At 55.4% G+C, this 20656-nt stretch carries 14 protein-coding genes; 8 read left to right on the top strand and 6 right to left on the bottom strand.

Annotation, left to right across the window (positions count from 1 at the left end):
• Positions 1 to 14 precede the first annotated feature (14 nt).
• From KVT34_RS15740 to KVT34_RS15710, 7 genes are all read left to right on the top strand, one after another.
• The gene (locus KVT34_RS15740; protein WP_217559733.1) at positions 15 to 1772 is read left to right on the top strand and encodes a vWA domain-containing protein; all 1758 of its coding nucleotides are present in this window, start codon (positions 15 to 17) and stop codon (positions 1770 to 1772) included.
• 62 nt (positions 1773 to 1834) lie between these two features.
• Entirely contained in the window at positions 1835 to 5224 is a 3390-nt protein-coding gene (locus KVT34_RS15735; protein ID WP_217559732.1) for a tubulin-like doman-containing protein, read from the top strand.
• Positions 5225 to 5376: 152 nt separating this feature from the next.
• A complete protein-coding gene (locus KVT34_RS15730; RefSeq protein WP_217559731.1) occupies positions 5377 to 7938 on the top strand; it encodes a hypothetical protein in 2562 nt (853 codons plus the stop codon).
• A gap of 58 nt (positions 7939 to 7996) precedes the next feature.
• A complete protein-coding gene (locus KVT34_RS15725) occupies positions 7997 to 9280 on the top strand; it encodes a vWA domain-containing protein (protein WP_217559730.1) in 1284 nt (427 codons plus the stop codon).
• A 192-nt stretch (positions 9281 to 9472) separates the two neighbouring features.
• Positions 9473 to 10108, top strand: a complete 636-nt coding sequence (locus KVT34_RS15720) for a hypothetical protein (protein ID WP_217559729.1) — start codon at positions 9473 to 9475, stop codon at positions 10106 to 10108.
• Positions 10109 to 10120: 12 nt separating this feature from the next.
• The gene (locus KVT34_RS15715) at positions 10121 to 11386 is read left to right on the top strand and encodes a TRAFAC clade GTPase domain-containing protein (protein WP_217559728.1); all 1266 of its coding nucleotides are present in this window, start codon (positions 10121 to 10123) and stop codon (positions 11384 to 11386) included.
• Entirely contained in the window at positions 11386 to 14283 is a 2898-nt protein-coding gene (locus KVT34_RS15710; protein ID WP_217559770.1) for a GAP1-N2 domain-containing protein, read from the top strand. Before KVT34_RS15715 ends, KVT34_RS15710 begins: the two co-directional genes overlap by 1 nt.
• Positions 14284 to 14455: 172 nt before the next feature.
• Here KVT34_RS15710 and KVT34_RS15705 read toward each other — a convergent pair whose 3' ends face one another.
• The 6 genes from KVT34_RS15705 to KVT34_RS15680 all read right to left on the bottom strand — a co-directional run bounded on the left by KVT34_RS15705 (position 14456) and on the right by KVT34_RS15680 (position 19581).
• Positions 14456 to 15604, bottom strand: coding sequence for an anti-sigma factor (locus KVT34_RS15705; protein ID WP_217559726.1), 1149 nt, complete (start codon positions 15602 to 15604; stop codon positions 14456 to 14458).
• 2 nt (positions 15605 to 15606) lie between these two features.
• A complete protein-coding gene (locus tag KVT34_RS15700) occupies positions 15607 to 16101 on the bottom strand; it encodes a sigma-70 family RNA polymerase sigma factor (RefSeq protein ID WP_217559724.1) in 495 nt (164 codons plus the stop codon).
• A gap of 98 nt (positions 16102 to 16199) precedes the next feature.
• The gene (locus KVT34_RS15695; RefSeq protein WP_217559722.1) at positions 16200 to 16634 is read right to left on the bottom strand and encodes a TIR domain-containing protein; all 435 of its coding nucleotides are present in this window, start codon (positions 16632 to 16634) and stop codon (positions 16200 to 16202) included.
• A 27-nt stretch (positions 16635 to 16661) separates the two neighbouring features.
• Entirely contained in the window at positions 16662 to 17510 is an 849-nt protein-coding gene (locus tag KVT34_RS15690) for a glycine betaine ABC transporter substrate-binding protein (RefSeq protein ID WP_254634882.1), read from the bottom strand.
• Between the two features lie 38 nt (positions 17511 to 17548).
• Positions 17549 to 18385 (bottom strand): ABC transporter permease, encoded by an 837-nt coding sequence (locus KVT34_RS15685; protein WP_217559719.1) that lies wholly within the window; start codon positions 18383 to 18385, stop codon positions 17549 to 17551.
• Positions 18382 to 19581: a quaternary amine ABC transporter ATP-binding protein gene (locus tag KVT34_RS15680; RefSeq protein WP_217559718.1), complete on the bottom strand. Its 1200-nt coding sequence runs from the start codon at positions 19579 to 19581 to the stop codon at positions 18382 to 18384. The genes KVT34_RS15685 and KVT34_RS15680 overlap by 4 nt, the downstream gene beginning before the upstream one ends.
• Positions 19582 to 19834: 253 nt before the next feature.
• Between KVT34_RS15680 and KVT34_RS15675 the strand changes: the two genes are divergently transcribed.
• Positions 19835 to 20443, top strand: coding sequence for a GbsR/MarR family transcriptional regulator (locus tag KVT34_RS15675; protein WP_217559717.1), 609 nt, complete (start codon positions 19835 to 19837; stop codon positions 20441 to 20443).
• Positions 20444 to 20656 lie beyond the last annotated feature (213 nt).

The raw sequence follows: 20656 nt of genomic DNA, 5'->3' as shown, positions 1-20656 counted from the left end.
GAGGAAAACATCCCGTGAAGAAATTACAACGATACGCTTATATGGCTCTGGCATTGCTGCTGCTTGTCATGGCGGTGCCGGGCGGAGTCTTTGCGGCGGATGCCGCCACCGATACGAAGATCGATGCCGTTCTCGCTGCGGACGTCAGCACTTCTATGAACGAAAGCGACGTCAATAAAGTCAGCTACGAAGCGATGAAAATGTTTGTGGACATGGCTTCCGTACAGGGGGACAAAATCGGCGTGGTCGCTTATACGGACCAGATTCTGAGAGAGAAGGCGCTGCTGAAGATCAACAATGCCGGCGACAAGAAAGATTTGAAAACCTTTATCGACCAGCTGACGCGCGGACCGTACACGGACGTGGCGGTTGGACTGAGCGAAGCGGTGAAGGTGCTGGAATCCGGCGCGGAACAGGGCCATGTGCCCCTCATTGTGCTGCTGACGGACGGCAACAACTCCCTGAACCCCGGCAAATCGCAGGCGGATTCGGACAAAGTGCTCGGCGAAGCCGTGCAGAAAGCCAAGGACAAGGGCATCCCGGTTTACACCATCGGGCTGAACGCGGACGGCAAGCTGAACAAGGATAAGCTGGAGTCCGTTTCCAAGGAAACGGGAGGCAAGCTGTTCGTCACCAGCTCGGCGGAAGATCTGCCGAAAATTTTGAGCGAAATTTATGCGAGTCATTTGAAGCTGAAAGTCGTTCCTCTGAACGGCTTTACGGCAAACGGCCAGTTTCAGGACGTCAAAGTGACAATCCCCAACGGAAGTGTCCTGGAAGCGAACATCTCCATTATGTCGGGCAAACCGGTGGAGGCCAAACTGCTCGATCCCAAAGGCAAGGAGCAAAACATTCCGTCCGATAAAATCGTCTATACTTCGTCAAACGCCTATTCGCTGATCAAAATATTGAACCCCGCGCAGGGCGACTGGACGCTTAAGATCAAAGGGGTTCCGCAGGAAAAAATCGACATCAACCTCGTGTACAACTACGATGTGCAGGTCGTGCTGGACGCGCAGCTCCCCAAAACGGCCAAAGCAGGCGACAGCATCGCCATCAAGGCCCACCTGGAATCGGGAGGCCAGAAGGCTGCCGACGCCGGGCTGTACAAGAATGCCAAGGCTTCGCTGGTCGTCACCGACCTGGACACGAAGCAATCGTCCGAAGCGCCTTTGACGCTTACCGACAAAGGCATCGAAGGCAGCTGGAAGGTTGCCGATTCCCACGCTTACGAGGTGAAGGTGAAGGTGGAAAGTGCCAACTTCACGCGTGAATCCGCACCCGTCTCCGTTTCCGCCCAAAGCGGCGGCGCCTCCTCTTCGGGAGAGGCATCCGGCGATCAAGGCGTCAACTGGGTGAAGATCGGCTCGTGGATCGCCGGGCTGGTTGTCCTGCTGGCGGCCGCCTTGTTCGGACTCGCTTTCTGGAAGAAAGCGAACAAAGGCTTTTTCGGCCAGCTGGTCATAGAGATCAAGGACGAAGAGACCGGCGAGCGGACGAACCCGCAGTACAAGAAGCTTAGCGGCTTCAAAGGCAAGGTTCAGCTGCACCAGCTGCTCTCGCTCGCGCCGGAATTTGCGGAGACCAAAGGTATCGTCTTCAAGCCGGGCCCGAACGACACGCTTCTTCTGTTTAACGAGTCCGCCTGCACCATCGAGAAAGGCGGCCGGGTGTTCGATGCCGCGAAAGGCAAAGAGCTCAAGAAAAACGACCGCATCCGCGTGACGGTTCCGAATCTCCAGAAGTCCGTTTCGCTGGAATATCTGAAATAAGAAACTAATAAGCCAATGCTTGAAAATCAATAAAAACATGCACACATGGGGGGCCTTTAGCTATGAAAGCAACAGTCAGGGAACATATCCAGCAGCTCGACGTCTCTCTCGGCGGCGGAATTATCAGCGATAAAATCCGCGTCGATACGATCGACAACCCGATGCTTGTCATCGGCCTTGGCGGTACGGGCATTGATGCGCTGCTGCGCCTGAAATACCAGATCAACCGGAGATTCAAGCTGCCGGAAGATCCTTTTACGAAGAAAAAGAAAGAAAAGCCGAACAACGTCGAATTTCTCGCGATCGAAACGAACGAGCACGACCGCAACAAGAAATACAAGGGCATCGGGCTTGATCCGCTGACGGAATTCGTGCTCCTGTCCAATGCCGAGATCGGCAGCGTGCTGCAGAACCGCAGCATTCTGGAGCCGTACATCAAGGAGTGGCTGTCACCGGAGCTGACGATCACCGACGGCATCAACGGCGCTTCGGGCGTCCGTCAGGCGGGCCGTCTGCTTCTGTTCACGAAGATCGTGCAGGTCGTGCAGACGCTGGAGCGCAAGATCAAAACCTTGTCCATCGGCACGAACAAAAAGCTGATGGTGTTCATTCTGACCGGCCTGTCCGGCGGTACGGGAAGCGGCTGCTTCCTCGACATTTCGTACATTGTCCGGGGCATTCTCGAGCGCGATTACGGCTCCGCCGGCGTGGACAAGGTCAGCCTGCTCGGTTATCTGTTCACGCCGGACGTGAACCTGGCGAACAAGAGCCTGACGGAGCATTCGCGCGAGTATATCAAGAAGAACGGCTACGCGGCGCTAAAGGAGCTCGACTACTGGATGAACGTCGACGAGCGCACGGAACGCTTCAAGCAGCAGTACGCGAATATCCTGACGGTCAATTCGCCGATGCCGCCTTTCAACCTGGCGCACCTCATTTCGGCGACCAATCTGGAAGGCAAGCTGCTGGAAAACGCCTACGACTACTGTATGAACGTAACGGCGGAGAATATCACCAACTTCATGGCAAGCGAGGACAAGCAGTCCGGCGAAGAATTTGCCATTCACGACTATATCAGCAACATCCGCACGAACATCAACCAGATGCCGAAGGCGTACGCCGCCAACTACCAGTACAACATTTTGGGAGCTTCCTCGGCCGTACTGCCGATCGAGGAAATGACCACCTACCTGGCGTACAAAGTCTTCAAGCGGATGGAAAAAATGTTCGACGCCGGCCCGTCTCAGGAAGAGGTCGAGAAGCTCGCGCACAAGCTGGGCCTTGATCCCGATTCGCTGCACCGCGAGTTCGACAAACGGGTGCCGGAGCCGATTCCGGGCTACCAGAACAGCGAGCGGCTCAGCTATACCAACGTGATCAAGCAGCAGGTCGTCAACATCGACACCGAGCTGGAGCAGAGCTTCTTGTCCCGGGCGCGCGAAGAATACATCAAATCCCGCAAGCAGCTGCCGGGACAGGTGAAGGAAGCCTTCTCCGAGCAGGTGACGAAAATATTCCGCAATCCGGAGCAGGGGCCGTTTTACGTGTCCCGGATTATTTTGCAGGACAAAGGCTTCTGCCTGCTGAAGCTCATTTCTTCCTATATCGAATCGCTTAAGGAAAGCTTGTACCGCATTCCGCGGGACATCCAGGCGGCCGAGGAAAATTCCGAGCAGAAAATGACCGAAGCGCGCAGCGCGTTCATTTCCAAGGACCGGAAGAAAGACGCTTATATCGAAGCGAAAATCCAGGAATACCTGCTGCATGCCGACCGTGAGCGGATGGAGCAGATGATCGAGTTTTACGAAGATTTGTACAATCTGATCAATCAGGAAAACTCCCGCATTTATCTCGTGTTTACGGAGCTTTTATCCGAACTCAACAAAATTTTCGAGAAAAACGGCGACATCCTCACAAGAGGCGACGAGGAAATCGACCACAAAGGCAATCGCACGTACTACTGGAACGTCGTCAGCGTTCCCGATATCGCGAAGCTGATCGGCCAGGTGACGGAAGACCGCAACGCGGACGAGCTGATCCGCGATTTCACGAACGAACTGCTGGAAAAGTCCAACCAGTGGATCAAGGAACAGGAAGTCGATGTTATCGGCTCCGTTTCCGAGTTCCTGACGGATCACTTCGGCGAGCTGATTACGAAATCGATGGAAGAGTATCTCGTCATCAAGTACGGCCACGAAGATTCCATCGAGAAGCTGGTGGAAGGCCGCATCGCAAGCCGCTTGTACGAGGAAGCGAAGCCGGTGTTCCACCTGACGAACAGCTCGGGCCATTTCAACTTCCCGTCCTGGGGATTCGTTTCGGTTCCGGTTCAGGCTCCGAACATTTTCAAGGGCATCCGCAACTTCCAGGACAACGCGATCGCGAACTCGCGCTTTACGATTAAGGAGAGCGAAGTGAAGAACCGGATTTTCTGGCTCAATACCCAGAACGGAATTCCGCTTTTCCTGTATACGCCGCTTAAAGTATATGAAGAAAGCTACGAGAGAACGATTCTCGAGCCCGAAGGCATCGGCCGCCATCTCGTGCAGACGGACCGCGTGAACTGGACCTATCTGCCGTCTCCGATTCCCGAGAAATCCTGGGGCGAGACGTATGAGAACGGACGCGTTAAGTCCTACAACGCGAGTGTCCGCAGCTTGTTCGAACGCGCCGCGGAGTACCGCTCCGTCCGCCTGAAAGGCGAAGACAGCGGAACGATCAACCGTTACGAATGCGTGCTGACGAAGCCGTTCGATGTCGAAGCGTTTATTTCCGCTTATAACCTCCAACTGAATTCGCAGCGTCCGAACTTCGGCGAGCTGCAGCGCTGCGTCAACGATCTGAAGGCCCTTCTTCAGACGGGTTTGGAGACGGACCGCAGCAAGGATATCTTCGGCAGTGTCAACGAAGAGCTGGCGAAGGAAAATCTCATCCGCTCTCCCGAACTGCTCAAGCAGGTAAGGGAAGAGGTGCGCAAGTACGACAGTATCGTGCGCAAAATCGGTGAGCTGGAGCAGGCCCTCAGCGCCCACCAGGACGAGGAAAAATTCGTCGCGCAGTATATCGAAGCGATGTACACGTCGACGATCGCCAAGAAAGGCGCGCTGTATGTCTACGACCACGATGCGGACGAAGATCCGTGGGAGCCGTTCGTAAATCTCATGCAGACGAACAAGTTCGTCGAATACGAGATTTACAGCAAGATGCGCGCCCTCGACGCCAAGCGGCTCAGCCTGCTGCAGCGCAAATCGTCCAGACGCAGCCAGGAGATGACCGCTTCCGAAGATATCTCGGGACTGGTGGAAACGCTGCGCGGTATGGCGGCCTCTTATCAGGAAGCCAAATCGGCGCTCGATTACGACCGTTCCGAATATGCGGCCGGGGAAGACATGTACCAGTTCTACAAGCTGGTGGCCGGCAAAGTAAACGATATGGTCAAGAGCTTGAAATAGCTCCGTGAAGATTAGAACCAAGCGGAGACAAAACGGCGGAAACGCAGAAATTACGCGGGTATTCCGCGGATAAAAGGATGCAGGCGGGACGGCGTGTTCACACGAACCGTCCTTCTCTGCCCTGACGCCCAAAGGATAGGAGTGAGGAAACCATGCGGGAGAAATTGGTGGCGTTCGCAAACGAATATGCCGCGGAAACGGACAGCACGGGTTTGGACGGAGATGAGCAGCGCAGCATTCACCATCCGCTCGTTTTTCTGTTCCTGGGCGATACATCGGCGGAAGCCCTGCAGACGATGGCGGAAATCAACGACCGCAGGTGGAACAACAGCACGGGGGTCGTTTATCTCCATGTCGGAACGGAGCGGTCCCGCGAAGAATCCGGCGGGCGGCATGCGGAGCATGAGGCCGCAGTCCGTCAGGATTGGCCGCAGGCTGATCCGCCGGAGGCGGAGAAGCGTTCCGGGCAGGCCGCCCCGGATTACAGGGACCTGCCCCGCAGCGGCGGGACGCACCGGAGTGATCCCGTCGGCGGCCCCGAAGCCGGCAATATCTACACCTGGACGCTGCCGGTTCCGGGAAATAACGCGCGCACGGCAAGACCGGACCTCCACGACAGCTTCCGGTCCAACCGGGAAAAGCTGCTGGAGCTGAACGTTCTGCTGCGCAGAATGAACAGCCGGATTTCCGAATTCGGCAGGCTGTACTCGAATCTCCAGCGGCTGAACATCGCGGTCGTCACACGGCTCGACGATCCCTGCAACGTGCTGCTGCCAGAGCTGACCGCCTTGATGGAGACGATCTTCGGCGAGCATTTCCGCTCCGTGATCGTGGATCTGTACGGGCTGCTCGAAGAGAAGCGGGTCGGAGAGGAATTCGCTCTCCGCGCTTCCATGAGCTTTAGCTTCCTCCGGGAGCTGGAAATGTTGCAGAGCCGGGACTATACCTTCTCAAGCCCGCTTCAAGTGACGGGTGAAGGCATTACGCTTCCCGCTCAGCACGGCCCTTCCCCGCTTTTCGACACGGTCTATCTCTTGAGCGACAAGGATGAGCGGGGCATTTTTACCGAGAGCGGAATGAAAGGCAGCTACGAAACGATCAGCTCGCTGAATCTGCTGAAATACCGGCATATCAAAGCCGAAAACGAAGGCGATTCGTCCAAGGCGGGGACGTACAATCACCAGCATTTCAAACAAAACATAGCGCCGCCGGGAGAAGAAGGCGTCGGCTACGTATCGGCCGGGTATTCCAGGGTCAGCCGTCCGAATTCGGCGATCGCCCTGACCGTCCTGTATCATCTTTACCGGCATGTGCGGGAGAAGATGGAGGAGAACGTCCAGGGCGGCGCCCGGCTGCTGCCCGATCTGATCTCCATGGAGCCCCAGTTGTGGGACCGTGAGGTCGAATCGGTCGTGCCGGGACGGGAGCAGGCCGTGGAGGAGATGTACGGGCTTATGCACGACCCGGTTTCTTACGGGGAGCTGAAGTCCATGTCCTTGAAAGAGGCGGAGCTTGCGTTGTTTCAGGACAGCGCCCGCCGGTTTTTCGACATGAACGTCCGGCAGAGAGCGGAGGCGGCCTTCGCGGAACGCGGCTTCGCCAAACGGTTGGAGCGCTCCCTGAAGGAGCGCGTCGTAGACGACCCGGCTTACGGGTACTACGCTCTGAACCGCTGGCTTGCGGAGGAAAGCGGCGCCGGAAACCGGAGCCTGCCGGGCGAACTGAGGCAGCAGCTGAAGGACGCGGGGAACCGGGCCGATCAGCTCCGGGATGAGCTGGACAATTTTTACGGCGAACGCGTGGACCGGCAGCCGATAGGCAAAGGCTCGTTGTTCGGCTGGAAATCCGACAAGGCCTCCGTAAAGAACCTGATCCGTCACCTGTTGGATGAAGCCTACGGCCTAAGACGCGATCTGCTCGTTCTGGAACTGAAGCAGAAGCTGATGACGGCATACCTGGACAAGCTGGAGGAGCTGAGAGAGCGGGCGGCTGCGGCCGTCCGGCAGATGGACAGCCTGGAGAAGCTTCTGCGGGATACGAGCCGCAGCGGAATTACGGCGGCGAGCGACTATCTGGGCCGCAATATCAACGAGTACTACGAGCACGTGGTGAAGCAGATTTTGACGGAGATGGAAGGACGCAGAGAGAGCCGGTTTTATTTCGACGAACGTTTCCTGGGGAACGTTTCCGTTGAAATCGACCGGGATGCCGCTCAGTGGCTTCGGAAATTGATGGCCGCGGCCCGCCGGGACGTGCTCGTTCATCCTCTTTTCCATCAGACGTTCGAAGCGGAACTGCTGGAGCGGGCCAATGTGGCCGCCAGTTACGATAACCGGGATGTGCTTTCGAAGGAAGACCTTTTCCGAGATCTTTATACGACGCTTGAGAACGAAGCCGCGGTCCGGATCGATGTGTATCATTCCACCCACCGCAACCGTCATGAAGAAAAATACTTTTTCGGCGACTCGCGGAGTGAGTTTATCCAATATGCGTTTGCGGTTGACGGCGGAAGCCGGACGTACAAGCTCGGCTGCGTGCATGAGAAGAAACCGGGCGGAATCGAAAAGCTCCGGCTCATGGGCGGCTTCAGGCTGGAGGATCTGATGGTGTACCGGAACAGCAGGCGCTATTACGAGACGTATACGGAGAACGGCTATCGCTTTCACAGCATGGAACTGCCCGAAACGGGAACGGACAGCACGAAGCTTTCATAAGTATGGCCAGGTGACGGCACTCTGCTCGTAGGACAATAAAGAAAAGAGGGGGAGACCTGTGAAACAGAGAAAATGGAATCCGCTGCTGACCTTATTCAGCGTAATCGGAGGGTTCGTCGGGTTTATCGTCGGCGAATTTATTTTGAACCGCTGGGAAGGAAGCTGGCATGAAATGGTGCTGATGGGGGTCTATTTCGGGCAGTTGGCCTTGTTTGTCGGTCTGTTCTGCCTTGTGGCGGAGATGATTTCGCCGCAGCTGAACGGAAAAAATTGGCGTCTGCGTTATGCGGGCGACGGCTGGAAGTTTCTCGTCCCGGCTACGCTCGTAATGCTGTTTATAGCGGGAGCGCTGTTCCAGGTTTTGTACGGCTTCCAGGTGCTCGGCACGAAGAAGGCGCCGCAAAACTATGTACTGGTCATCGACAAATCGGAAAGCATGTCGCAGAACGATCCGCAGAAACAGAGCCTCCAAGCGGCCAAGTCTCTGATCGGCCGGATGGACGGCAAAAACAGTGCGGCGGTGTTTACGTTTAATGAGGAAACACAGCTTATCGCCCCGCTCACGAAGCTTGCCGGCTCCGGCCGGGAAGAACTCCGCGGCAGGCTGGACAAGATCGGCGAGCCGACGGGCCAGACGGATATCGGCAGGGCTTTGACGACGGTCATGGATCAGTTGAAGAAGGACGGGGCGGCGGACAGCTCTTCTTCCGTTATCCTGATCTCGGACGGCTACAGCGATGTGAATACGACCGAGGTGCTGTCTCCGTTCGTTAAGGCGGGGATCAGCGTCCATACGGTCGGCATCGACGATTCCCAGATGGAAGGCATCCAGCTGCTCCAGCGCATCGCCGAGCAGACGAGCGGCTCCTTCCATGACGTGAAGAGCGCGGACCGCATTACGGAAGCGTTCGAGCAGATTTACACGGCCCAGCAGCCGTGGCATCTTGCGGGCGAACGCCTGGGAGCCGCCGCTTCGGACGGGTTCCACGCATTCCTGCGGGTGGCGTTTATTCTGCTGATCGGTACGCTGATCGGCCTTTCGCTGGGCATCATCTTCGACAATCGCCATCTCGCGCTCAGCTTTGCCATCGGCGGTACGCTTGCGGGCCTCCTGGCCGGACTTGTGCTGGAAACCGGCATGCCCGGAACGAACATTCCGTTCTTCTACCGGGCGGTGGCGGACATCGTGCTTGCCTTCGTCTTAACGCTGGGGGCCCTGATCATCCCGGTCAGCACGAACGATTCCCATTCGGGTCTGCGTAAAAATTACCAGCGGGCCCGGCTCGAAGAGGGGCGTTACGGCAGAAAAGACAGCGCGCCGGTCGGCAAGAAGTTCCGCTGAACCGGGCTGTCTGCAAGCAGGGGAGAAACATGAATCAGCGTTCGGGGCTCCGGAGGCATGTGGTTGACCACCGTCATGTGACGCCGAGCACCGCGCGCTGGGAGCTTCGCGCGGTGCGGAAAAACAGGGAGTCCACAGCGCCGGCGCAACGAGGTTTAACAAGTAGGCTAGTGATCAAGTGAGGCGATTCGCATGCAATGGGAAGAAATCAACGAAGAGAACCGGATCACGAAGCTGGCTTCGCAGCCGGCCCGTGAAGGGGAGTGCCTGCTGACATGGCAGTGGCCCAAGGAAGTCGGCGCGGTCTATGTGTACAGCTTCGAGAGCGGAAGCGAGGAGCCGCCCGAGCAGCTTGCCCCGCATCAGCTCAAGCTTTTTACGCGGGAAGAGTACAAGGCGGCCGGCGGTTACCGCGAGCGCATGGAGTACATCGGAATGCGGGGGTACCGCATTTTCCCGTGCGTCATGAAGGACGGCCGCGTGGCTCCTTACCGCCAGACCGGCACGGATAACACCATTCGGGTCAGCGCAGGCAAAGCCCGGATCCGGTATTCGATTAAATACGGAGGCCGGTTGTTCGGCAAATACAAGTCCGCGAAAATTCAATTGTTTTGCGAGATTCCGGTGCCGCAGGAAGCGCTCTGTTACGTGAAGAAGGAAGGCGGCCATCCGGCGGGACGGCAGGACGGCACCGCTTATCCTTTCCGCCGGGATTTCGAGGCGGGCACGCAGATCCTGCCGGAGATCGAAATCGGCAAGCACGATTTTCTGCGGCTTTTTTTTACCGATTCCCGTTACGGGGATGTTTATGAACTAATCCAGGAATGAGGAGAGGCGCACATGCTAGGGTATCTGAAAAGTCTTTTCGAAAAAAAGCCGCCCGAGAAAGAGCGGCCGCCTTATTACAGCATCGTCTGCCCGTACTGCTTCAATAAGTTCGAGCCCGACGATGTTGTGTTCCGGGCCACTCATATCAAGGACAACGACGATGATTTTATGCTTCAGGAGGACGAGCGTCTGAACAGTTGGAGGCGCAAGTTCAATTTGTCCGAAGTGGACATGGAGGCCGTTATTCTGCCTTCGACCATTCCCGACTCGTACAAGACGTACGTGCAGAACGTGCTCGTCGCGGTAACCGACCGTTACGGGGAAACGACCCGGCGGCGCTTGTGCCCGTACTGCCATAACGAGCTGCCGATTTCGGCCGGTAAAGTGCCGAGCAATATCATCTCCATCGTGGGCGCTTCGCAGGTCGGTAAGTCTGTCTATATGACCTCGCTGATCCATACGCTCCAGCATACGACGGCTTCGAATTTTAACGCGGCCTGTATGCCGTTGAGCGCGGAAATTTCCCGCAAATTCCGGCAGCACTATCACGAGCCGATCTTCGAACGGGGCAGCATGCTGCAATCGACCAACCCGAACGAACAGCAGGAACCGTTTATTTTTCAGTTCGTGTTTAAGGATGAGCGTGAGGCTCCGCTGACGATCGTCTTTTTCGACGTGGCGGGCGAGGGGATGGTTCAGAGGGAATATCTCGATATTTATGCGTCTCATATCAAAAATTCATCGGGCATCCTGTTTCTGGTCGACCCTCTACAAATCCGGAGCATCCGGGACAAAATCCAGATCAATGTCGGCGGAGAGCAGGGCGAATTCGCCAACCGGTACGACGAGCCGCGCGAGGTGGTTATTTCGCTGTTCGAAAATTTTATCGCCCACCAGAGCAACTCCAAGACGGAGATTCCGACGGCGATCGTCTTGACGAAGAGCGATATGCTCCAGTATTTGAAGGAAGAAGACAGCGAGTACATCCAGCCGAACAGCAACGTATTCCGAAATGTCGTCCATCAGGGCTATCTCGACGAATCGGAGTTTCAAAACATTAACGGCGAAATCGGCCGTTTTATTGAAAAAGTGGACCGTCCGTTCAAGGACGCGGTAGACGTTTATTTTTCGAATACGGCTTACTTCGCGGTTTCCGCGCTCGGCACCAATCCCGTGAACAAGCAGATTTCGGGCGTCATTAATCCGACCCGGGTCGACGAGCCGTTCATCTGGCTGCTGCACAAGCTGGGCTATATCGCAAGGAGAGATGCGACGTGATGGCTAAACACATTCAACAGCACCTGTTTACGCGGGACCGCGAGGGGGTCTTCCGCACAAGCGAAGGGTTCGATACGGTCGCCAAGTCGCCGGGGCTGGACCCTTCCTTTATCAAATCCGCGCTGCACCCCTACTGCGTCTATAAGGCGCCGCAGGAGCTTCTGGAACGCGGGGAGGAAAACTCCGGGCTGTACCCGGAGTCGGTCGTCGCTTACCACGCGGAGAACGGGGATTTCGTAATCGGGCGCAGCGTCTACGTGGCGACGGACTTCACGGGACAGCGCAGCGCTTCCTTCACGCACCAGTACGTGATTCCGAAGGAACGCAAGGAAGCGTACATCCGCGAACCCCGCCGCATTTTTGGCATCCGCGGCTTCCAGAGCCGCTACGACATCCAGGGCGGCAAGGAGATCCCCGAGCTGGAGGATATCCCGTTCGAACCGGAAATCCACGCGGGCGAAGGGGACAAGCTGCTGGAGAAGCTCGGGATCGACCGGGAGCTGTTCCGCCAGCTCGTCTTCGCGGTGCTTGCCTCCGTGGCGAACAAGAAGAAAGTGTTCATTTCCCTGAACACGGATATCTCCGAGAGTGCCATCTACGCCAAGCGCCTGCTGGAGCTCCTGTACCGCTGCCTTCCTTACGCGGTACGCCGGCAGCTCGGCTTCATGACCTTCAACAGCGAGCCGGAAGCGAAGCAGCATCTGCACGTCGTGTTCACCGAAAAAGGGAGCATCCGCTTGCCCGACCGCAAAATCGAAAAAGATTTCATTTTCGATTTCGCCGGCGGCCGCTTCCTGAACACGGAGCTGCCCGCCCAGGACCACGCGTACCTGGATTACGTCTGGTCTAACCGGAACAATCCGGCTGAGCTGCAGAAGTACTTCGACTTCTGCGACGAAGCGGTCTCCGGGCTGGATGCCCAGACCGTGCTGAGCGCCGCGGCCTATTCCCGGCTGTGCGTCCTGTATGAGATCGAACGCGGCCGCACGGAGCTGTACGAACAGGACCGGGCCGCTGTTATGAACGGGATTCTGTCGTTCTTCACGACCGAATCTTACCCGCGTAAACCGCGCCTGAAGGAGCTGTTCGTCGGTCTTCTCACCCGCGAAGCGTCGGATAAGGGCCGTGCGGTAGCGGCGGACTATGCGGAAGCCGTCATGCGCTACGAGAAGTTTGCCGAACCGCAGCTGAAGGCGCTGATCGCCCGCTGCCTCGGCATCTTCGTCTCGCGGGCCGCCGATGCGGACGCGGGAGACGGGACCCAGGGCGCCGCTCCGCTGCTGGACCTGCTGGCCGCTTACCCGGCCGTTTTCGCCGGAGTATTCGGCGGGCTGATGACGAGCCGCCCTGCCTTGGGCGAGGGCTACATCCGCTACCGGATGAAGCGGGTCAAGTCGGTGCAGGCTTTTACCGGCGAGATCGGCTTCTGGCAGTCGCACAGCGAAGAGCTGATGGGAGAAGAGCTGTTCTCCCGGGAAGCTTACGATCCGCTGCGCAAGCTTATGCGGACGGATCTCAGGAAGAAAGTCGCTCTGGCCCGGACGTTAACCGATTATTTCGAACAGTTGAGACAAAATTCGGCCGGAGAGAAACGGCAAGGCGTAAGGCAATTCAGCCGATGGATGAAACTTGCCGTGCATCTGGAGCTGGCGGATGACTTGAAGCCGAGCGGCCTCGGCATCGAAGATATCCAAGGGCTGGGGTTCCTGCTCGATCCGATCAATCCGGACCTGAAAGGTCAGGCGTCGCGCGATCAGGAAGGGGTTCTCCGCGTCTTGCAAGCGGCGTACAAAGTGCTGACGCTTGACGGGAAGAAGCAATCCGAAGCGGAAGATGTGATGGCCCGTCTGGACCCCGTCGATTTGGACCGGGCGCAGCTCCTTCTTCAGAAGCTGATGCAAAACGAGGTCACCCCGGCCCGTTTCGGACAGCTGGTGACGGCTTTCCACAAACCGGGAACCGGCGGAAGTCCGGATCGGCAGCCCGGCTACGATTACGAACGGCTGCTGAACTTTGTGGCCTCGGCCGGGCAAGGCACGGACACGTTTACGGATTTTGCCGCCTGGTCCGCGGAGGATATCCGTTTCCAGGACGGGAAAGGCGCCATTCATCCGTATTACAAGGCGGCACTCAGCCGCGCGTTCGATGTTCACGCTCCGCAGGCTTTCCGCAACAAGGCCTTATCCCGTAAGCTGCTGGAGACGGGCAATCCTTCATTCGCGGCATTGTTCGAAACCGTCAGATTGCGGCAGTCCGGCAAATGGGCCCGTATCTGGGCCAAAAACAAACGGAAAATCGTACTGAGAGGCTCCATTTTCCTGATTCTGTTTATTGCCATTATCGCCGTGCTATGGAAGCCGGTATCGGATTGGATGGCCCCGACTCCGGTCGTTATCGTGGGAGACCTGCAGGAGAAAACCGGCAGCGAGACGGTGACGGTCAAAGCCTCGCTTAAGGAGCCCGATAAAAATACAAAGCTGTATGTCAACGACAAGGTTATCGAGAACGGGAGCATCGACTTGAAACTGAACGAAGGGGAGAATCCTCTTGTTTTCAAGGCGGTGAGCAAGTCCGGCAAAACCTCCGAAACCGTTAGCAAAAAGGTGACCCTGGTGCCGCGGCCCCTGGTGAAAGCGGAGCAGCCGCCGTTGACGGTGAAAGCCGCCAAGGTCACCGTGACGGTTAAAGCGGAGGACGGCAACGATCCGAGTCCGGAGATTTATATTAACGGGCAGCTTGCCGGGACCGGCAGCGTATCCCAGCAGGTTCAGCTCATTCCGGGCGACAATCCGATCGAGATTACAGCGAAGAACAAGCTGGGCCGCCTTAGCGAGCCCGTACGTTATACCGTGAAATCGAATCCTGTAACCGTAGGGCCTCCTGCGGGGGCAAGGTAAGCTTAAGAGAATAAGCCTGCTATTTTAAGCCGATACGAATAAAAAACGAGCAAGCGCTCATCGCCAAAAGGCGGCCTCATCCGGTTTGGAGAGGCCGCTTTTTTACCCCATTAAAGGGGGTCGTCCGTTTCTTCAGAATCGACCATGGCAGCATAAAGATGAATGGACGCCGTTATCTGTCTTCCCAGTTCCACAACTGGACCTTGCCAACTTGCGCACTGGAAATCCAAGATTCCTGTCTAAGCTTTAAAACCTCTTTGGTCGGACCGGTAACAACGACTCCGTAAATTTTAACGCCATTTTTTTCAAGGTAGGCTATGGATTCGTCCAGTTTTAGAAAGGGAACGATTTTTTTAGCGATGGGTTCGTAAGTTTGCAGCAAGTGCAAGGTTTTCATAAAATTAGCATCCCGGACATCGCCACTGCCGTAAGCTTTTATAGAAGGTGAACTGCTTGTTTTAGATACAGTGGAGCCGCCGAGTAACCCTTGTTTCGTTTCGGAAAAACTTGTGGTCTCCATATCGTCAGCATGCCACAAAGGTGAATAGGGAAAACCTATCGGATAAAGAACGTAGTCCTTTTTTTGTTCCACTCCCGTATCGACTGCAAACCAGGCGGGAACCAGATTCTTATCTTTAAACAGGGCGAGCAATTCATCGGTTGTAAATAGCCGATTAAACGAAATAAATGCCTCCGCAACGGTTCCTTCAGGGAGCTTCTCCAGGCGGTTCCATTCTCTGGTGCTGTCTGCACCGAGCTCACCGGGATATAGAAACCGACCCATTTCCATATCTCCCTCAAACCATGTTTTCGTTTCCAGGCCCGGCTGCGCAAGCAGAAAATGTTGGCTGAATTCACCGACGGCATTTTTCTTGCCTCCGATTTGTTTGATCAAATTACCGTGCAGGTCCATGTTAAAGAAGAAGTGGGAGTCTGCACTCAGCCGAGCTTCGACATTAGGCTGGGAAATGGCGATAGCGGAGGATACGGCATCTTTATACATGGTCATTCGGTCATTCTCACCCCATCCATAAAAAAGACTTGTCATTATACCCGAGAGGATAGTAGCCAACAGCCCGAATCCCAGAAGTGTCAGGGCGGTCGTAAAGCGCGCTTTCCATTTGCCTTTACGAATGATTTTTGCTTCCTGCTTCAAATCGGGTGTCGATATATTCCGATCGCTATCGTTTTGGATGAGTTCTTCCAGATAAGCTTGATAAGCTTCCATTTTCTCCATTTCCTGCTCTACCGCGGTTTGCTCCTCGGACGAAAGACGCCCTTCCTGATACGCCTTTAATTTATTTTTAAAATCCTCACTCATCTCTATTCCGTCCTTTCATTGTGACGTCTGAGTTTTTGTCTGGCTCTGAACAGTAAAATTTTAAATTGAGATAAACGGACGTCCATTATATCCGCTGATTCTTGATACGTTAGTCCGCCGAAATCGTGAAGCAGAATTGCCTGCTTTTGATGAACGGGCAATGAGGAAATAATGCTCCGCATCTCATTTATTTGTTCTAATCGGAGCATTTGTTCTTCGGGAGTATGAGAATCTGAAAGATGGTGGAAAAAACTGTTGTCCAATACAAGAGAGCGATTATCTTTACGTTTCCAATCGATAAAGACGTTATAAGCCACACGGAACAACCAGGGCTTTACTTTCTCGTCCTTGCAGATTTCCAAGTGCAGATAAGCCCTGTAAAACGTTTCTTGAGCTAAATCCTGAGTTGTATGATGGTTAAGGCAGAGGGAGAACAAATAACGATACACATCCTTAAAATAAGCTTGATAAATACGGTCTAACGAATACCTGTCCATGTTCTCCCTCCTTACTGTATACACGCATCGCGTCCGAAAAAGTTACACACAAAAAAACACCACTGTCCCGAATGGACAGTGGTGTTCGGCTCGCGCCCTTATGGCGTGGACAGTTCCAGGATCGCCTGCACGATCGCTTCCGCATCCCAGCCGACAATCCGGTCGGCATTCTGCTTCACGATCAGGGAAGGCTCTCCCGAATCCGGGGGCCGCACGGCTATAAGCGGCTTGTTCATTTCGCTTGTGGCCGCGATGATTTCTTTGTTGATCCATCTGCTGTAGGCGGAAGGTGCGTCCGCCGGAATAAGCACGGCCTGACAGTACTTCATCTTGCCGCGCACGGCTTCGTAAAGGGACCGCTCGTTATCCGATCCGGCCGCCGGATGATCTTCCGGCAGCAGAAACGTATCGAAGCGGAAGCCCCGGTCATGACAGGTTTGCAGCAGCGCAACCAGCTCGCGGAAGGCCGACCTGTCATTCCAGGCACAGCTCAGATACAGACTGGTTTTATAAGGTTTTGCCGGGGGCAGCACATCGTTCGCCTCCTTGGAACCACAGTTTTATTCGATGCCCTTAATCCAGGCGTTCACCTTGTCGGCATTCGCGTCGGCCCATTCTTTGGCCGCATCTTCCGGCGATTTGCCTTCCTGGATCGCGACCATCACCTTAGCCATGTCGTCCGGGGTCCATTCGAACTGGTCCAGGAACTTGTAGGCGTTCGGCTGGTCTTCTTTCAGGCCTTTGCGGGCGAGTGTGTGAATTTCTTCTTCGCCGCCGTAGACGCCTTTGGGATCGGCCAGATATTTCAGCTCCATCTTGGCGAACATCCAGTGCGGTGTCCAGCCGGTGACGACGATCGGCTTCTGTTCTTTATAAGCCTTTTGCAGCTCCTGAGCCATGGCGGCCGAAGAGCTTTCGACCAGCTTGTAGCCGGAGAGGCCGTAGTCGGCGACCGCTTTTTCCGTGGACATCATAATGCCCGCTCCGGGTTCGATCCCGATGATCTGGTTGTTCAGCGACGCGCTGACATCGGCTTTCTTGAGATCCTCGATCGAGTCGATCTTCATATAAGCGGGAACAGCCAGTCCCGTCTTCGTGCCTTTCAAGTTCGCACCGAGATCCTCCACGTTGGATTTATATTTCTCCAGATAGGAGGCGTGAGTGCCGGGCAGCCAGGCGGCTACCATGGCATCCGCGCTTCCGTCCGCGATACCGGCCCACATCGGCCCGGCGTCAACCTGGAGCATTTCGACTTTGTAGCCCAGCTTGCTCTCCAGTACATATTTGGCGACGTTCGTGCTGGCAATCTCCGAATCCCAGGCTACATACGCCAGCTTGACGGATTTGCCTTTGGCTCCGCCTCCGGTGGAACAACCGGCGACTAGTGCAACGGCGAGAACGACGGACAACAACAAACTCCATTTTTTAAAAATAACGATGACACCCCTTAGTTCGATTTTTTCTTTTTAAACACATTCTGGGTCAAACGGTCCAGCAGGATAGCCATAATGACGATGGCGATACCGGCTTCGAAGCCGACGCCCGTCTTGGCCTGCGTGACGGCCCGGTACACGTATGCGCCGACCCCCTGCGCGCCGATCATCGAGGAGATGACGACCATGGACAGGGACAGCATGATGGTCTGATTCACGCCGGCCATGATGGTCGGCATCGCGATGGGCAGCTGCAGCTTGACCAGCTTCTGCGCCGGTGTCGAGCCGAAAGCGTCGGCCGCCTCCACCAGCTCTTCCGGCACCTGCCGGATGCCGAGGTTGGTCAGGCGGATCGTAGGCGGAATCGCGAAGATGATCGAAGCGATTACGCCCGGCACGACGCCGAGAGAGAAGAACGACACGGCGGGAAGCAGATAGACGAAGGCGGGCATCGTCTGCATGAAGTCGAGCACCGGCGTCACGATATTTTGCAGCAGCGTATGCCGCGCGCAGAGAATACCGATCGGCACCCCGATCACGATGGACAGGATGGACGCCGTCAGAACGAGCGCGAGCGACTGCATGGACAGCTCCCAGAAGCCCAGGTTGTCGATCAGCAGCAGGCCGATAAACGCGAACAGCGCAATCCGCCAGCGGCCGATCCAGTAGGCAAGCGCCGTGATCAGAAGGATCAGAACGAGCGCGGGAAGCGCGGTCAGAGCCGTCTCGATGGAGCCGACCATAGCGGCGATAACCGCTTTGATCGCGCCGAAGAACGGCCCGAAATGATCGGTGAGCCAGCTTTCGAGGAATTCGATCCAGCGGCCGAGCGGAATTTTAGGAAGATTCATCGCACAGCACCCGCTTCCGGTTCCGCATTTCCGGCCAAGGCCGAAAGCACCGCTCCTTTAATGACGATGCCTTTCAGCCGGTCCTCCTCGTCGACGACGGCAACGGGAAGCCGGGTTTCGGCCATCATTTCGAACAGGTCGTTCAGAAGTGTTCCGGGTGAAACCGTAGGAACCTCGCGCTGCATGACCTGTTCCAGCGACTTGCCTTCTTTGAGAGCCTGGAGGGCATCCTCGGCGGTTACGATACCGAGCAGCTTCATCCCTTTGCTCGTCAGGTACAAGCTGGACACGCCGCTGTCGCGCATAAGCTGAAGGGCTACCCGCGGCCCTCTTTCGAGGGAGATCGTTTCCGGCTTTTTCATGACATGGGCCGCCGTGAGGACTTTGGACAAATCCACGTCTTCGACGAAGCGTTCCACGTACTTGTTGGCCGGCTGAATCAGAATTTCCTCCGGCGTGCCGATCTGCACGATGGAGCCGTCTTTCATAAGGGCGATCCGGTCTCCGATGCGCAGCGCTTCATCCAGATCATGTGTAATGAAGACAATCGTTTTCTTGAGCTTGGACTGAAGTTCCAGCAGCTCAAGCTGCATATCCTTGCGGATGAGCGGGTCCAGCGCGCTGAACGCCTCATCCATAAGCAGGATTTCGGGATCGTTGGCCAGCACGCGGGCAAGGCCGACGCGCTGCTGCATACCGCCGCTGAGCTGGTCGGGCAGGCTGTTTTCCCAGCCTCCCAAGCCGACCGACTTCAAAGCGGCAGTTGCCATCTCTGTTCTTTTTTTACGTTCGACACCCTGAATTTCAAGTCCGTATTCCGCATTTTCAAGTACGGTCCGGTGCGGGAAAAGAGCGAATTTCTGAAAAACCATCCCGATATTTTTCCGTCTGAATTGACGGAGCTGCTCGGGGTTCATTTTAAGCACATCGGTTCCGTTAAAAAGAACCTGGCCTCCCGTCGGCTCGATGAGCCGGTTTAACAGACGGACGAGCGTCGATTTGCCGCTTCCCGACAGTCCCATAATGACGAAAATTTCGCCTTGCTCAATCGAAAATTCCGCTTTATTGACCCCCACGGTCAGTCTGTGTTCTTTCAAAATCTGTTCTTTGGTGCGGCCTTGATCCAGCAGGGTCAAAGCTCTCTTGGGGTCCGATCCGAATACTTTGGTAAGTTGTTTTACCTCAATGATAGGCATGTGGACCTCCTTTCCTGGGTCTTTTGACTGGCTTGCTGACTTGTTTTAGTGTAACGGCATTCTTTTTTGACCGTCAAAGTCCGTATAAGCTTATAAATGTTTGTACAGTTTTAACTTTACGTACGATACGTTAAGTATACTCCGTATAACGCCGTATTCCTTCTTTCGTGTTTTCTTTACTTATCGAGGGGACTTTGATTACAATACAATTTAGAGGTTGAGAAGCAGCAGCTTGTTCCTCAGGAGGGAAACCATGAACGATCTCAGCGGCTTTACGACAGAGCAGAGCCAGAAAATTCAAAAAAACCGTGAACGAGTTATTGATTCCATCGGCAAAAATATGGATTTATACGGCATTACCTTGTCGATCGGGCACTTATATGGTTACATGTACTTCAATAACGGCCCCGTCACACTGGATGAACTGAGCAAAACGATGGGGATGAGCAAGACTTCCATGAGCACCGGTGTCAGGACGCTAATGGATTTGAAAATGATCGACAAGGTATGGGGAAAAGGCACACGCAAAGACCTGTACGAGGTGGAACCGGACTGGTACCAGAATTTCAGCGATTATTTCTCCATTAAATGGCGTAAAGCGGTGGAAGGGAATATGAACGCCCTCAACAAATCGCTCGTCGAACTGCGGCATATGAAGAAGGAATACGAAGAGAGTCCGGAGCTCCTGGCCGTGCTTGATGCGGACGAAGCGAAAATCGCGCACGCCATGGATTATTACAAGTGGCTGCTGAGGCTGATCGAGGCGATGGAAACCGGCAAGATTTTCGAGCTGATTCCGAAAGAACCCCGGGAACCCGCTTCAGACGAAGCCGGCCGGCCGGAGCGCGACGGGAAAGAATAAGAAAAGGGACAAGCCCGGCTTGTCCTTTTTTATTTGGAGAGAAGCGTTCGATCCCATGAAAGGTTATTTATATGAAATAAACAACCACAACATAAGCATTAAGAATAGGAGAAGACCACTATTTTCTCGTTTGCGGGTCTTCATCGTTCTCGTTGAGAGCCGGTATAGGAATATTAAAACAATACATAGGGCAACCACTAATGGAAGTATTTT

The sequence above is a fragment of the Paenibacillus sp. GbtcB18 genome (assembly GCF_019091125.1).
Classification (GTDB): Bacteria; Bacillota; Bacilli; order Paenibacillales; family NBRC-103111; genus Paenibacillus_F; species Paenibacillus_F chitinolyticus.
Note: the sequence above shows the minus strand (reverse complement) of the source record. Positions and strands in the feature narration are given on the sequence as shown.